Below are 15,207 nucleotides of genomic sequence, written 5' to 3'. Positions count from 1 at the left end.
AATCGCTCGATATCCCGCCCCTGCTACACCACCACCGCGCCGACCGTGGCGAAATGGGGTCAAGATTGCCGGGAAACGACCTGTGGTTCCCTTTCGAGGGCGCGGCCGTGGTGACGGCCGGGGCGGCGTTGTTCGCCGGTTCCGTCGGTCGCGGCGCCGGCGCCGGCGGAAAGCGGTCAGGTTGTAAACTGAATGTGACACCGGCGACATCGTGTGCACTTCGGGTGATGCACGGCCTCGCCGGGAGCTTCGGGAAGGGCAGCGCGATGACCACACCACAGGGCCACGACCCGGGCTCCACCCTTCCCGAACGCCTGAACTACGCGATTCGCGCCAGCGGCCTCACCGACCAGCAGATTCTCGATCGCATCGAGGCGGAGGGCGGCCATCTGAGCCGCAACGCGCTGTACCAGCTCAAGACGGGGAAGAGCCAGAACCCCACGCTGGAGACCATCGGCTCGCTGGCCAAGGTCCTCAACGTCGCCGTGGCCTTCCTCACCGACTTCGGGCCCAGGTCCGAGGCTGCGGCCGCGGTCGAGGACGCCGAGACGAGGGCGGCGTTGAAACTGCTCCGCGAGGACGCCGGCGTCAAGGAAGTTCTCTTCCGCATGGGGCAGATGGATCCCGACGCCCGGAGCGTCCTCGCCAGCATGAGCGAACAGCTCGTCGCGCTGAACCGGAAACACAAGGCACGCGAAAAGCCCGAACAGGAATAGCCGCACCATGTCCAATGACGACAGCCCGGTTTCCGGCGCCCCGGGCCGGCGACCGGAACTGCTCGGAGGCGCCGAGTACCGGCGGCTTCGCCGCCGCATCAACAAGCTGCTGAACGAGGTCGGCGTTCCCGATCCGTGGGACATCCGTGAGTTCATCCAGCGGCTGGCTGCCTACCGCGGCCGGCCGATCGAGCTGCTGGTCGCCGAGATTCCGCCCGGCGGGCCGGACGCGATCTGGGTGCCCACCGAGAACGTCGACGTCATCCTCTACGACTCCGCCCTCCGCGAGGGCGACCTGCACTGGGAGCAAGTCTTGGCGCACGAGGCCGCCCACATCCTGCTCTGCCACCGCGGCGACGAAGACGCCGTGCTCGCCCGCGGCCCGCTCGACGAGCAGCTGCGCGAGGTGATCATCCGGTACGCCGGTGAAGGCGCAGCCGGGGACCGCGTGCTGCACCGGGAAACGTACTCGTCCCACCAGGAAACCGAAGCCGAGGTCGGAGCATCCCTCATCTGGAAGGCCGCCGGCCGTCGCCTCGTCGAACCGGAGCGCCACCTCCACGGCGAGGACCTCGCCAGCATCGACGCCCTCGCCGAGATCATGGGACGCACCCGTGCGTGAAGCCATCCAGACCGCGCTCCAGTACGTCATGGTCCTCGCCGGGGTCGCGGTCACGAGCTACCGGCTCGTCGACCTGATCCGCTCGCCGCGCCGGCCCGCGATGTGGGCGATGTGGTCCGGCCTGCTCCTGCTCACCGCGGCCGTCGCGGCCGGGATCTTCCTCACGTTCTCCGCGTCGCGGTTCCTCATCCAGCACCTGTGCACGCTCGGCTCCCTCATCGCCTTCGAGTGGTTCTACCTGCTGTCGATCTACGGGCAGCGGAAACGCCCCACGGAGATCGCCTGGTACCAGGCCGCCATGCTGCTGTTCTCCGCCGGGATGGTCGCCGCCTGGGCGACCAGCCTCGCGGTCGAATCGCCCGACTACCGGGACCTGGACTACCACGCGTACCCGCTCGCCCTGGTGATGGTGCTTTGCTACACGGCGGCGGTCGGCGCATCGTCGCTGACCCTCAGCCGCCTGTCGTGGAAGTGGTCCCGGATCGCCGACCGCACGTGGGTGCGCCGCGGCCTGGTCGCCATGACCGTCGGCACCAGCCTCGGCCTGTTCTACACCGTGCACCACCTGGTGTTCACGTTGCTGTTCACGTTCGGCATCACCCCGCCTTACCCGCAGGGCCTCGAGGTGCCGGTGATCGCTGTCGGAATCCTGTTCTGGCTCGTCGGCCTTTCGATGCCGGCTTTGGGACCGCGGGCGACATCCATCCGGCTGTTCTTCACGTACCGGCGGTCCTACCGGGAGCTGGAGCCGTTGTGGGAGGCGTTCACGACCGCGCTGCCCTCGATCACGCTGAACACGCGCCCGCCGGCCTGGGATTCGGAGTTCGCGCTGTACCGGCGAGCCATCGAGATCATGGACGGCCGAAGCCGCCTGCGCGGATACCTCGACGAGGACGTTGCCCGCGCCGCCGAGCAGGCCGCGAAAGCCCGCGGGCTCGCCGGGGCCGAGCTCTTGGCCGCGGTCGAAGCCGCGCTGTGGCGGGACGCCCTGGCCGCCCACGCAGCTCAGTCCCGCGAGCCGAGCACGAAGATCGTGCAGGAGCCGGCCACCGGCAACAACCTCGCGGCGATCGTGGAGTTCCTGCGCCTCGTGGCGCAGGAGTGGCAGCGCCCATCGCTCACCGCAGCCCGCGGTTGATCCGGCGCCGCCCGGCGGCACACCCGGACGGCGCAACTTGATATTACGCGGATCATGCCGGGTACTTTTTAGTTGACACTCGTCCTCGTGGCCGGATAACTTGGGGTTCCTCGCCGGATGGATCACCACCTCGGGCGGGACAGAGGGGGGAAATCCTGCTGGCGACACGATTTCTGTGTCGCCAGCAGGCACCACCCCCACCCAGATCCGTTCGCCGCATCGGACACGTGGCCCGCACCCCCGAACCCGGGCCACGGTGGCGAACGACAAGCGCCCCGGCATCTCCCCCCAGAGTGCTGGGGCGCTTCTTCGCGCACGGCTTCAGCTGTCCAGGGCTGCTTCGTACGCCTTCGCCGGCGCAGGAATCGCGGCGACCCACCGGGCTGGGATGCGACGTGAGAAGGTGCCGTGGTGAACATGCTCGGCGAGCTCCTGACCCCGCAGAACCGTCTCGACCCCTATCCCTGGTACGCGCAGTGGCGGGAGAAGGCGCCGGCGGTCCGGGCCGGTGGCCCGCTCGTCGCCGTGCTGGGCCACGCGGAGGCGGAACAGGTGCTGCGCGGTACGCAGTTCGGACACCCCGAGCCGGAGGTCGTCGACGGCGGCGACCCGGACCTCCCCGTCGACGCGCAGGGCCGCGTGGTGCGCGCGTTCGCGTTCCTCAACCCGCCGGACCACACCCGGCTGCGCCGCCTGGTGGCGAAGGCGTTCACCCCGCGGGTGATCGAAACCTTGCAACCGCGGATCGAAGCACTGGCCACCGAGGCGATCGACCGGATCCTCGACGGCGGCGAGGTGGACTTCATGGAGACGCTGGCCGCGCCGCTGCCGGTCACGGTGATCGCGGAACTGCTGGGCGTTCCGGCCGGGGACCGGGAACGGTTCGGCGCCTGGTCGGCCGCGATGGCGCGGGCGTCGGACCCGGGATTCCTGCTGCCGCCGGGCGTCGCCGAGCAGGCAGCGACAGCGCGGCGGGAGTTCATCGCCTACTTCCGCGACCTGGCTGCCGAGCGCCGCCGTGCCCCGGGAGAAGACCTGCTGTCCGCGCTCGTTGCGGTCACGGACCAGGGCCAGGTGCTCAGCGAAGGCGAACTGCTGGTCACGCTCACCCTGCTGCTGGTGGCCGGCCACGAGACCACCACGAACCTCCTCGGCAACGGTGTCCTCGCCCTGCTGCGCAACCCCGGGCAGTACGCCGCGCTGACCGGCGACGGCGCACTCGCGGAAGCCGCGGTCGAAGAAATCCTGCGCTACGACTCGCCGGTCCAGCTCACGATGCGCACCGCGACGGCCGGCACCACCCTCGGCGACGTCCGGCTGGCCGCCGGCGACCAGGCCCTGGTGTTCATCGGCGCCGCGAACCGGGACCCGCGCGTGCACCAGGCGCCCGACACCTTCGACATCACGCGGCCGCCGGAGCGGCATCTGGCGTTCGGGCACGGGATCCACTTCTGCCTCGGCGCGCCGCTGGCCCGGCTGGAAGGCCGGACGGTGCTGCGGGAGCTCGCCCGCCGCGCCCCGGGCCTCCAGCTGGCCGGGGATCCGGAGTGGGCGGCCACAGTGACGTTGCGCGGGCTCAGCTCGCTGCCGGTCACCGCGGCCTGATACCGGAACGCCGGCTCGCCGCGTTCGCGAAACTGCCTTCCAGGATTACCGGAGGGGTGGTGCGGCCGGCTTTCACCGCAGCGGGCGGAAGAACTCGGTGACATCCCGGGCGAGCAGCTCGGGTTCCTCGTGGGCGGCGAAGTGACCGCCGCGCGGCATGGTCGTGTACCTGGTCACGTTGTACGTGCGCTCCGCCCAGCTGCGCGGCGGCTGGGTGAGGTCGGCCGGGAACAGCGCGACGGCGGTCGGCACGTCGACCCGCTCGACCCTGCGGGTCAGCTGCTCGCCGTACTCGTAGTACGGGCGGAACGAGGTCGAAATGGTGTTGGTGAACCAGTAGAGCGACGCCTGCGTCAGCAGGAAGTCGTCGCTGAACCGCGACGACAGATCGCCCCCGCAGTCGCTCCACGCGCGGTACTTCTCGACCATCCAGGCGAGCAGCCCGGCCGGCGAGTCGGCCAGCCCGTAGGCCAGGGTGACCGGACGGGTGCTCTGCTGGTGCTGGTAGGCCCCTTCCTTCGCCGACCAGGTCGCCACCGAGCCGAGGTGGGCCCGCTCCGGCGGGGTGAGGCTCTCCTCGTCGTAGCCGGCCGGAGCGGCGACGGCCATCAGGTGGATGCCCACCAAGGCGTCCGGATGGGCTTCGGCCAGCCGGGACGTGATGCCCGCCCCCAGGTCCCCGCCGTGCGCCGCGTACCGGGCGAAGCCGAGCTCTTCGTGCATCAGCAGGTGCCACAAGTCGTGCGTCTGCAGCGGATCGGTGAGCGAAGGACGTTGCGGGGAGAAGGCGAAGCCGGGCAACGACGGGACGATGACGGTGAACGCGTCCGCCGCGGAACCACCGTGCTCCGACGGCGTGGCCAGCCGCCGGGCGAACCCTGTCAGCTCCAGGAACGAGCTGGGCCACCCGTTGGTCAGGACGATCGGCAGGGCGTCCGGGGTCTCGCCGTCGAACCGCAGGTAGTGCACCGGCGTCCCGCCGATGTCCGCGAAGTGGTGCGGCAGGGCATTGATGGCGGCTTCGTGCGCCCGCCAGTCGTAGCCGGACGCCCAGTAGGCGGCCAGCCGCCGCAGCTCGCCGGGCTCGGTTCCCGCCGACCAGCCGGTCACCGGCCACGGAGCCGGCCACCGCGTGCCGGCCAGGCGGGTTCGCAGCTCGCCGAGCTCGGCATCGGTGATCGTGAGCACGGGTCCGTCGGACACCATCGTTTCTCCTTGCGTTTCAGGACAAGCGCGCGCTTTGCCGGCTCCGGTAGGCCGCGACGCTGGCCCGGTGCGCGCAGGCCCGGGTGCAGTACTGCTTCGAGCCGTTGCGCGAGAGATCCACGAACGTGCCCCGGCAGGCCGGCCCGGCACACACGCCGAGGCGCGCCGGACCGTGCGTGGCGATCACGGAAGCCAGTGCGCTGAGCGTGGTCGCGGCGAGGTGCGCCGCGCAGCGGCCGGAGCCGGCGACGACTTCGGTCCACCAGCGGTCGCGGTCGTGGCGGAGCACCGGGGTGGCGCCGCTGCGGCGCAGGCCGTCGTTGATCAGGGCGGCGGCTCCGGCCGCGTCGATGCTCGCCCGTTCGAGCACCGCACGCACCGTCTCGCGCAGCTCGCGGACCTCGGCCAGGTCGGTGCGGGTGAGACGCCGAGGACCGGCCGGCTCCGGGGAATGCCCGTCGAGGAAGTCCTGGAGCTGTTCCACGGTCTCGAGCAGGTCCTCTCCCTTGACCGGCCTCACCGTGTTGGCCAGGTCGACGGCCGTCCGGACCGCCGACGAGATGTTACACGCGTCCAGCATTTGACGTGTCTCCTCGCCGCCTTGTAGCGTGACACTCATAGTAGCTGTCACGTGTCACCAGCAGGGAGATTCGCCGTGCCTGCCGTGCCGTTCGAGGTCAGCGTCACCGAAGCCGAGATCGCGGATCTGCGTGACCGGCTGCGGCGGACGCGGTGGCCCGAGCCGGAGCCGGTGGACGACTGGTCGCAGGGCGTGCCGCTGGCCTACGCGCAGGAGCTCTGCCGCAGCTGGGCCGAGGACTACGACTTCGGGTTCGCTCGGCGGCTGAACGCCTTCCCGCAGTACCGCGACACCGTCGACGGGCTGGGCATCCACTTCCTGCACGTCCGCTCGCCGGAACCGGACGCGTTCCCGCTGGTCCTCACGCACGGGTGGCCGGGTTCGGTGCTCGAATTCCTCGACGTCCTCGGCCCGCTGACCGACCCGCGCGCGCACGGCGGGGACCCGGCGGACGCGTTCCACGTGGTCGCGCCGTCGTTGCCCGGGTACGGCTGGAGCGACAAGCCGTCGACGACCGGGTGGGGCGTCACCCGCATCGCGCGCGCCTGGGACGCGTTGATGGTGTCGCTGGGCTACCAGCGGTACGGCGCGCAGGGCGGTGACTGGGGTTCGGCGGTGTCCGGCGCCCTGGGCGAGGTGACGCCCGGACGGGTCGCCGGCGTGCACCTGAACCTGGGGTCCGTCGCGGCCGGCACGTTCGCCGACCCGACCCCCGCGGAGCTGGCGAACCTCGAGGCCGAGAAGGAGTTCCAGCGCACCGGCCGGGGGTACTCGGCGATCCAGTCGACCCGGCCGCAGACGCTCGGCTACGGCCTCACCGACTCCCCGGCGGGCCAGGCCGCCTGGATCGCCGAAAAGTTCCGGACCTGGACCGACAACGACGGCCACGCCGAGGACGCGGTGCCGCGGCAGAAGATCCTCGACGAGATTTCGGTCTACTGGTTCACCGCGTCGGCCACGTCGTCGGCGCGCCTGTACTGGGAGAGCTTCGCCCGCTTCCGGGACAAGGTCACCGCGCCGTCCGGGCTGTCGGTCTACCCGCGCGACATCACCCGCCCGTCGCGGCGGGAGGCCGAGCTGCGGTTCACCGACCTGCGCTGGTTCGAGGAACTGCCGCGAGGCGGCCACTTCGCCGCGCTGGAGCAGCCGGAGTCGCTGGTCGAGCAGGTGCGCGGGTTCTTCCGCCTCGTCCGCTGACCGGTAGGTTGTCCGGCGAGCGAGGGGAGCTGACCAGTGGCGAGTCTGCACGTCGGGTGCGCGATGTGGACCCACAAGGCGTGGCCCGGCCGCTTCCTGCCGCCGTCGCTGCCCGCCAAGGAACGGCTGCGGGCCTACGCCGGCTGGTGCAACGCCGTCGAGGGCAACACCACCTTCTACGCCACGCCCACCCGGGACACCGTGGCGAGCTGGGCGCAGCAGATCGATGACGACTTCCGGTTCGTGGTCAAGGTGCCCAAGGTCGTCACGCACGAGCGGCGGTTCGCCGGGGTCGAGCGCGAGATGCGGGCGTTCCTCGACGCCCTCGAACCCCTCGGGGAGCGGGCCGTGCTGTGGACCCAGCTGCCCGGCTCCTTCGGGCCTTCGGACGTCGACGCGCTCGGCCGGTTCCTGCGGCGGCTGCCCGCGGGGCTGCGGCGAGCCGTGGAGGTGCGGCATCCCGGGTTCTTCACCGATGCCGGCTCGGCGTTGCTGGAGGGCATCCTCGGCGCCGCCGACGCCGAGTGGGTGCCGTTCGACACCACCGTCTTCTTCGGGCGGCCGCCGTCCAGTGCGATCGAGGAGGAAACCTGGGGCAAGAAACCGCGGCTGCCACGGCGGATGCGGGCGCTGACCGACCGGCCCGTCGTGCGCTACCTGGGCCGGGACTCCGTCGAGGAAACCGTTGCGGGGTGGGAACCGTGGACCACCGTTGTCGCCGGCTGGCTGCGGGAGGGCCGGTCGCCGACGGTTTTCGTGCACACCCCCGACAACGACGAGGCCCCGGCGCTGGCCCGCCGGTTCCACGACGACGTGCGCGCGCTCGTCCCCGGCCTCGACGCCCTGCCCGAGCCGGAGCCCGTCGAGCCCGCGACCCTGTTCTGAGCGATCCCGGCGGGCACCCGGCGCTGACCGTGACCGCGTTCGTCTTCGGCCAGTCTGCCGAAGGGGTCCGGTCCGGCGAACGAACTGCTGTACACCGTGCCGGTCCGACGCCGCGGGTCCCGCCGCCACGACCGGCGGCGGGACCCGGGCGGGCCGTCACGGCAGGCCGGTCTCCGCCGTCCAGCCGTAGCGGCCGACCTCCTTCTTCGCCAGCACCGTGCCGGTGTTGTCCAGGATCAGCTGGACGTCACCGTTGGTGGCGATCTTCCTGACCACCGGGTCGGTCTCCGCGGTCCAGCCCTCGCGGCCGATCCCGGTGCGGGCCGACACCGTGCCCGTGTTGTCCAGGACCAGCTGGAGCCCGTCGGCGCCGGCCGCGATGTCGGTGTTGCCCGGACCGGACTCGACCGTCCAGCCGTAGCGGCCGATCTCCTTCTTCGCCGACACCACACGGGTGTTGTCGAGGATCAGCTGCGTCCCGTCGGCGCCGACGGCGATCTTGCTGACCACCGCGTCCGTCTCGACCGTCCAGTCGTCCCGGCCGATCGTGTTCCGCGCCGACACCGTTCCGTACGCGTCGCGGACCAGCTGGACGCCGCCGTTCGTGGCGATGCGGGTCATCCCCGGTCCCGTCTCGGCGGTCCAGCCGTAGAGCCCGATGCCCTGCTTCGCCAGGACCGTCCCGGTAACGTCGAGGATCATCTGGGTGCCGTCGGAACCGACCGCGATGTCCGTGATCCCGGGGGCGGATTCGACCGTCCAGCCGTACAACCCGATAGTGCTCTTCGCCAGCACGGTCCCGGTGTTGTCCAGGATCAGCTGCACACCACCGTTCGTCGCGATCTTCCTGACCACCGCGTCGGTCTCGACGGTCCAGCCTCCCGGTCCGATCCCCGTCTTGGCCGACACCACGCCGGCGCCGTCGAGGATCATCTGGGTGCCGTCGGAACCGACCGCGATCTGCGACGGCAGCGAGGCAGCGGCGGCCACGGCCTGGCCGGCCAGCGGCGTGAGTGCGGCCGCGGCCAGGACGGCGGCGACGCCTTTCCTGGTGCGTGTCATGGTTTCCTCCCTCGGCGGGTCAGGCGATGGGGTCGGATTCGAGCGTCCAGCCGTACAGGCCGATGCTGTCCTTGGCCAGGACTCTCCCGGTGTTGTCCAGGATCAGCTGCACACCACCGTTGGTCGCGATCTGCTTCACCACCGCGTCGGTCTCGACGGTCCAGCCGTACAGTCCGATCGCGTTCTTCGCCAGCACCGTGCCGGTGCGGTCCAGGATCAGCTGCGTCCCGTCGGAACCGGCCGCGATGTCGCTGACGACGGCGTCGGTCTCGGCGGTCCAGCCGTAGAGCCCGATGTCCTTCTTCGCCAGCACGACGCCGGTGTTGTCGAGGATCAGCTGCGTCCCGTCGGAACCGACGGCGATCTTGCCGACCACGGCGTCGGTCTCGGCGGTCCAGCCGTACAGGCCGATGCTGTTCTTCGCCAGCACAGTCCCGGTGTTGTCCAGGATCAGCTGCACACCACCGTTGGTCGCGATCTGCTTCACCACCGCGTCGGTCTCGACGGTCCAGCCGTAGAGCCCGATGCCCTTCTTCGCGAGCACGACGCCGGTGTTGTCCAGGATCATCTGCGTGCCATCGGATCCCACGGCGATGTCCTTGACGACGGCGTCCGTTTCCACCGTCCACTCGTACAGGCCGATGGTGTCCTTGGCCAGCACCGTGCCGTCCTTCGTCAGGATCAGCTGCACCCCACCGTTGGTCGCCACCTTCTTGACCACCGCGTCGGTCTCCAGGGTCCAGCCGTAGAGCCCGAGCCCCTTCTTGGCCAGGGCCGTCCCGTTGTCCTTGCTGCTCAGGATCAGCTGCGTGCCGTCGGAACCCACGGAGATCCCGGCGGCGAGCGGCGGCGGCGCGGGCGTGTTGAACCGGTACAGGTCGTAGGTCCCCATCAGGCCGATGACCTTGCCGGCGTAGTTCGGATCGGTCGCGTACCCGGCTTTCGCCACTTCTCGGATGAACTGGTCCGGGTTGTCCGGGTAGTCGAACGCCGGGTCGTAGCGGTGGTTCGAACGGAGGAAGAGGCCGTGGTCGCGGAACGAGTCCGTCATCGAGGCGTAGACGCGGAACGACGCGATCACCGTGTGGCAGCCCGGGTCGCACTCCTGCGTGGGCAGGTCCTGGCAGCCGATCGCGATCGGGCCCCGGCCGCCGCTGCCGCACTTGATGCCGAAGTAGTTGTTCCCCGGCGCGCTCCGGCCCCAGTTGGACTCGAGGATCGCCTGCGCGACGGTGACCGACGCCGGCACCCCGAACTCGGCCTGGCCCGGTTGCGCGGCCGGGCCCGCGACGGCGATGAAATCGGTGTTGCCGGCCAGGGTATCCGGCTGGACGGCGCCGTCGCGCACGGCGTCGGCGATGACGACCCGGTCGTCGGGCGGGCCGGCCGGGACGGCGAGCGCCTGGCCGGTGGCCGTGAGGGAAAGCGCGATCGCGGTGAGCAGGAGCAGCGCGCCGCGGTACCAGGTTTTCTCGGTCATTTCGGGTTCCCGCGCTTTCAGACGATCGAGTCGGATTCGAGGGTCCAGCCGTAGAGGCCGATCCCGTTCTTGGCGAGCACGGTGCCGTTGCGGTCGAGGATCAGCTGGACGCCGCCGTTGGTGGCGATCCGGTCGACGACGGCGTCGGTCTCGACGGTCCAGCCGTACAGCCCGATGGTGTCCTTCGCCAGCACCGTGCCGGTGCGGTCCAGGATCATCTGGGTCCCGTCGGAACCGGCCGCGATGTCGCTGACGACGGCGTCGGTCTCGACGGTCCAGCCGTAGAGCCCGATGGTGTCCTTTGCGGACACCGTGCCGGTGTTGTCCAGGATCAGCTGCGTCCCGTCGGAACCGACGGCGATCTTGCCGACCACGGCGTCGGTCTCGGCGGTCCAGCCGTACAGGCCGATGCTGTTCTTCGCCAGCACAGTCCCGGTGTTGTCCAGGATCTGCTGGACACCGCCGTTGGTCGCGATCTGCTTCACCACCGCGTCGGTCTCGACGGTCCAGCCGTAGAGGCCGATGCCCTTCTTGGCGAGCACGGTGCCGGTGTTGTCCAGGATCATCTGCGTGCCATCGGATCCGACCGCGATGTCCTTGACGACGGCGTCCGTTTCGACGGTCCACTCGTACAGGCCGATGGTGTCCTTGGCCAGCACCGTGCCGTCCTTCGTCAGGATCAGCTGCACCCCGCCGTTGGTCGCCACCTTCTTCACGACGGGGTCGGTTTCGACCGTCCAGCCGTATAGACCGATGCCCTTCTTCGCCAGCGCGGTGCCGTTGCCCTTGCGGTTGAGGATCAGCTGCGTGCCGTCGGAACCCACGGAGATCCCGGCGTCCGGCGGCGGGGGCGCGTCCTCGACGATGTTCCGGTACCGCTTGGCGGTGAACGTCGCGGCGTAGCTCGCGCTCCAGACGCGCTGCTCGGCGAAGTGCCCGTAGTCGTATTCCTCCCAGACGACCGGGCGCGTCCTGGCTTCGTCGTTCCAGCCGACGAACAGGGCGATGTGGCCGGTGCGCCACAACGCGTCGCCGAACCGGAGGTCCGACCGGTCGATGTCGGTCATCAGCGGCAGCAGGGACTGGGTGTTCTCGGACCGCTCCAGGCTCCAGGCCATGGAGACGAACCCGGAGCAGTCCTGCCGGTAGCTGCCGTACTGGTTGCTGTGGTAGGCCGACTGGCTGTACGGCACGTGGTCGTCGAGCCAGCTCTGCCCACGTTCGCGGACTTCGGAACGGGAGATCGGTCTGTTCGCCATCGCAGTGAACGCCGGCTTCAGGTCGGTCGGCTCGGGCCTGGCCGCCGGTCCGGCGGTGACCTCCGGGCCGGCCGGGGAGACGACGGGCGACGCCGCGGCGGTGGCGGCCGGGAGCCCCAGCGCGGTGATCGCCGCCAGCGCGACGACCGAGGCCAGCCTGCGGGATTTCCAGCCCCGCTTGGATTCTTGGTGCACGATCGGGTCCTCCGAATTCGCTTGCCGGGTGGGACACCGGACACCGTCTCCCGCGGCGCTTCAAGCGAACTGGACGAACCCTTCACGGGAAGTACCGGAATATTCGGAGGTTTCCCGGAGGCAGGCGGCTCAGAGTCGGGGCATGACAGGGCCCGGCACCGGTTCGGCCGCCTCGCGGCACCCGTACTGCTCGAAGACCGCCAGTGCGGTGGCCCGCAGTTCGCCGGCCCGCCGGTCGTCGCCGAGGAGGGCGGCGGCGACCGCCAGGTCGCGGCCGGTCCGCGCCTGCCACACCGGCAGGTCGAGCGCCTGCCACCACTCGAGCGACCGGGTGAGGTACCGCGTCGCCGTGCCGAGGTCGCCGCCGGCGAGTTCGAGCTCGCCGAGCGTCCGCAGCAGCAAACCCTGGCCGAACCCGTCGTCCAGCTCGTTGCAGGTCGCCAGGCCGTCGTCGAGCACCCGCCGGACCTCGTGGCCCCGGCCCTGCCGGATGCGTACCTTGGCCAGCGCCTGCTCGGCGTACACGGTCATCAGCCGGGCGTCGGCGAGCCGGAGCTCGGTGACGGCCCGGGCGCAGCAGTCCGCGGCCTCGTCCAGCCGGCCGGCCGCGCGGTGCACGATGCCCAGCGACCGCTGCGCCAGCGCCGCCGCGCGCCGGTTGCCGGCCGACCGCCAGGCCGCCATCGCCGCGCCGGTCAGCTCCGCCGCCTCGGCCAGCCGGCCCTGTTCGCACCGGAGCATGCCCAGGTTGTGGTCGGCCGACGCCAGCTCGTCGGCCGTGCCGGTCGACCGGAGCACCGGCATCGCCTGCGTCAGCGCCGCCTCGGCGTCGGCGTACCGGCCGCGTTCGCGGTGGACGAAACTGAGTTCCAGCCGGGTTTTCGCCGCCGCGCCGACGTCCCCCAGCTCCTGGTACGCCGTGAGCGCCTGGCCGAGGTGGGCCACGGCCTCGTCGAAGCGGTCCTGTTCGGCGTAGAGCCGCCCGATGCCCACGAGGAGCCGCGATTCGTTGACGCGGTCGCCGGCCCGCCGCACCGCCGCGAGCGCCGCGGTGTGGCTGCGCCGCCACGGGCCGAACCGGTTGTGGACGGCGTAGGACGAGGTGGCCAGCTCGACGGCCAACGCGGCGGCGATCGCCGTCAGGTCGAGCTCACCGGCCAGTTCCACGAGGTTCACGAGCAACGTGTGCTCGTGCTCGACACCCCCGCCGGGCTCGGCCGGCAGCTCGTCCCCGGTCGCCGCGGCGCCCCGGCGGAGCAGCTCCAGCACGGCCCGGCAGACCCGTTCGAGTGCCGCGCGGGTCCCCGCTCGGTCGGGGTCCGCCTCGCCGAGTTCCCGCGCGAACGCCCGAGTCAGGTCGTGGAACCGGTAGCGGGCCGGGCCCGTCTCCGCCGCGTCCAGCAGCTGCGCGTCGACGAGCCGTTCGACGACGGCGTCGGCGACCGGCAGCGGCACGTCCAGCAGCGGAGCCGCCAGCCAGCTCGTGAACTCCGGGACCCCGAGCAGCGCGAGCCGGCGCAACGCGGTCCGCTCGGGACCGGCCAGCGCGTCGTAGCTCACCGCGAGGCTGCGCCGGACCTCGAGGTCGCCGATGACCAGCTCGTCGAGCAGGTGGTCCGGCCGGCTCAGCCGCCGCACCAGCCGCCCGGGTGTCCAATGTGGACGCGCAGCCAGCCGGGCGCCCGCGATGCGCACGGCCAGCGGCAGGTGGCCGCACAGCCGCACGATCTCCCGCGCGGCTTCCGGGTCGTCCCCCAGCCGCGGGTCCGGGACGAGCGAGGCCAGCAGGGCCAGTGCTTCCGGCTCGGGCAGCTCCCGCAGGTCCAGCAGCCGGGCGCCGGCCAGCGTGGCCAGCCGGGCCCGGCTGGTCACCACCACCGCGCAGCCGGCCCCGGCCGGCACGAGCGGCCGGACCTGCCGCTCGTCGAAGGCGTTGTCGAGGACCACCAGCACCCGCCGTTCGGCCAGCAACGACCGGTAGAGATCGGCGCGTTCCCCGGCCGCCGCGGGGATCGACGCGCCGGCGACGCCGAGGGTGCGCAGGAACCGGACGATCACCTCGGCCGGGTCGACCGGTCGCCGGTCCGGGCCGCCGAGGTCGGCGTAGAGCTGGCCGTCCGGGTAGTCCCGGCGGACCCGGTGCGCCGCGTGCACGGCGAGCGCGGTCTTGCCGGAACCGGGTTTTCCCGAGATGGCGCAGATCCGGGTGGCGGCCGGGCCGGCCGGCCGCAGCGTGTCGACCAGCCGGCGGAGTTCGTCCTGCCGCCCGGTGAAACCGGCGATCGCCGGCGGGAGCTGGCGCGGCACGGCGACCACCGCCGGTGTGCGCGCACCGGGTGAGCCCGCCGCCGCGGCGGCGGGCTCACCCAGCACGGTCCGGAACGCGGCCTGGAGTTCCGGCCCGGGCGCCACGCCCAGTTCGTCGTCGAGCAGGCGCCGGGCCTGGTGGAACGTCTCCAGCGCGTCGGCCTGCCGTCCCGCGTCGTGCAGGGCCAGCACGAGCAGGGCCCGCAATGGCTCGCGCAGGGGGTGCTCCCCGACCAGCGCGGTCAGCTCGCCGACCAGCGTCCGGCCGCGGCCCGCCCGGAGGTCGGCAGTCAGGCGGCCCTCCAGCGCGTCGAACCGGGCCTCCGCGAGCTTGACGCGCGCCCGCTCCGCCCATTCGCCCCGGACACCGCCCAGCGGCTCGCCGGTCCACCACGCCAGCGCGCCGGCGAAGGCGGCCGACGCCTGGTCCGGATCGCCGCCGGCCAGCGCCTGCCGTCCGGCCAGCACGGCCCGTTCGAACCGGGTGAGGTCGATCGACTGCGGGTCGGCCCGCAGCAGGTAGCCGGGGGCCTGGCGGACCAGGAGTCCCCCGTTCGCCGACCCGCTCCCGGCGAGCGTCCGCCGGAGCGTCGACACGTACGTGTGCAGCATGGCCCGGGCGCTGGCCGGTGCGTCCTCCCCCCACAACGCCGCGACCAGCGCCTCGCCGGCCATCACCCGGCCGGCGTTGAGCACCAGCATCGCGAGCAGGGTCCGGGGTTTCGGGCCGCCCAGCGGGAGCGGTACCCCGTCCACCACCACGGCGAGCGGTCCGAGCAACCGGAAATCCACGTGTCCTCCCCCAAGAACCCGGCACCGCCCGGTGGGGTGGCCCCCGCCACCCGCGTCCCCCCGGCTCAGCCGTGCGTAGTTTATGGATTCCGATTTCCATAAACTGAAGTTTATGGAAGCCATCGTGGCCGACCGTTACCCTGCTTGTCAACGACCGCTGATG

The 15,207-nt window shown here is 71.6% G+C and carries 12 protein-coding genes; 6 read left to right on the top strand and 6 right to left on the bottom strand.

The window, feature by feature from the left end:
* The first annotated feature begins 53 nt into the window (after positions 1-53).
* The 4 genes from AB0J55_RS33770 (at position 54) to AB0J55_RS33755 (ending at position 4,081) form a co-directional block, all read left to right on the top strand.
* Positions 54-716, top strand: a complete 663-nt coding sequence (locus AB0J55_RS33770) for a helix-turn-helix transcriptional regulator (protein ID WP_364257850.1) — start codon at positions 54-56, stop codon at positions 714-716.
* A 7-nt stretch (positions 717-723) separates the two neighbouring features.
* On the top strand, positions 724-1,338 hold the full coding sequence (locus AB0J55_RS33765) for a hypothetical protein (RefSeq protein WP_364257847.1): 615 nt from the start codon (positions 724-726) through the stop codon (positions 1,336-1,338).
* The gene (locus AB0J55_RS33760; protein WP_364257844.1) at positions 1,331-2,476 is read left to right on the top strand and encodes an MAB_1171c family putative transporter; all 1,146 of its coding nucleotides are present in this window, start codon (positions 1,331-1,333) and stop codon (positions 2,474-2,476) included. The genes AB0J55_RS33765 and AB0J55_RS33760 overlap by 8 nt, the downstream gene beginning before the upstream one ends.
* Before the next feature lie 417 nt (positions 2,477-2,893).
* Entirely contained in the window at positions 2,894-4,081 is a 1,188-nt protein-coding gene (locus AB0J55_RS33755; RefSeq protein WP_364258359.1) for a cytochrome P450, read from the top strand.
* 72 nt (positions 4,082-4,153) lie between these two features.
* Here AB0J55_RS33755 and AB0J55_RS33750 read toward each other — a convergent pair whose 3' ends face one another.
* A complete protein-coding gene (locus tag AB0J55_RS33750; RefSeq protein ID WP_364257841.1) occupies positions 4,154-5,287 on the bottom strand; it encodes an epoxide hydrolase family protein in 1,134 nt (377 codons plus the stop codon).
* A 16-nt stretch (positions 5,288-5,303) separates the two neighbouring features.
* Positions 5,304-5,867, bottom strand: coding sequence for a CGNR zinc finger domain-containing protein (locus AB0J55_RS33745; protein ID WP_364257838.1), 564 nt, complete (start codon positions 5,865-5,867; stop codon positions 5,304-5,306).
* A 75-nt stretch (positions 5,868-5,942) separates the two neighbouring features.
* Between AB0J55_RS33745 and AB0J55_RS33740 the strand changes: the two genes are divergently transcribed.
* Together AB0J55_RS33740 and AB0J55_RS33735 are read left to right on the top strand one after the other, a co-directional pair.
* Positions 5,943-7,064, top strand: coding sequence for an epoxide hydrolase family protein (locus tag AB0J55_RS33740; protein ID WP_364257835.1), 1,122 nt, complete (start codon positions 5,943-5,945; stop codon positions 7,062-7,064).
* A gap of 63 nt (positions 7,065-7,127) precedes the next feature.
* Positions 7,128-7,949, top strand: coding sequence for a DUF72 domain-containing protein (locus tag AB0J55_RS33735; RefSeq protein WP_364258356.1), 822 nt, complete (start codon positions 7,128-7,130; stop codon positions 7,947-7,949).
* 156 nt (positions 7,950-8,105) lie between these two features.
* On the opposite strand, the gene AB0J55_RS33730 is transcribed toward AB0J55_RS33735, so the two are convergent.
* The 4 genes from AB0J55_RS33730 to AB0J55_RS33715 form a co-directional block, all read right to left on the bottom strand.
* Complete coding sequence (locus AB0J55_RS33730; RefSeq protein ID WP_364257832.1) at positions 8,106-9,011, bottom strand: hypothetical protein; 906 nt, start codon at positions 9,009-9,011, stop codon at positions 8,106-8,108.
* Between the two features lie 19 nt (positions 9,012-9,030).
* Positions 9,031-10,491, bottom strand: coding sequence for a glucosaminidase domain-containing protein (locus AB0J55_RS33725; RefSeq protein ID WP_364257829.1), 1,461 nt, complete (start codon positions 10,489-10,491; stop codon positions 9,031-9,033).
* A gap of 17 nt (positions 10,492-10,508) precedes the next feature.
* Positions 10,509-11,945 carry a hypothetical protein gene (locus AB0J55_RS33720; RefSeq protein WP_364257826.1) on the bottom strand — a complete coding sequence of 479 codons (1,437 nt, stop codon included), beginning with the start codon at positions 11,943-11,945 and terminating at the stop codon, positions 10,509-10,511.
* Between the two features lie 129 nt (positions 11,946-12,074).
* Positions 12,075-15,044 (bottom strand): BTAD domain-containing putative transcriptional regulator, encoded by a 2,970-nt coding sequence (locus AB0J55_RS33715; RefSeq protein WP_364257823.1) that lies wholly within the window; start codon positions 15,042-15,044, stop codon positions 12,075-12,077.
* Positions 15,045-15,207: the final 163 nt, after the last annotated feature.

It is taken from the genome of Amycolatopsis sp. NPDC049688 (assembly GCF_040674975.1).
Classification (GTDB): Bacteria; Actinomycetota; Actinomycetes; order Mycobacteriales; family Pseudonocardiaceae; genus Amycolatopsis.
The sequence above is the reverse complement of the archived record's forward strand: the minus strand, read 5'-3'. Positions and strand labels throughout refer to the sequence as shown.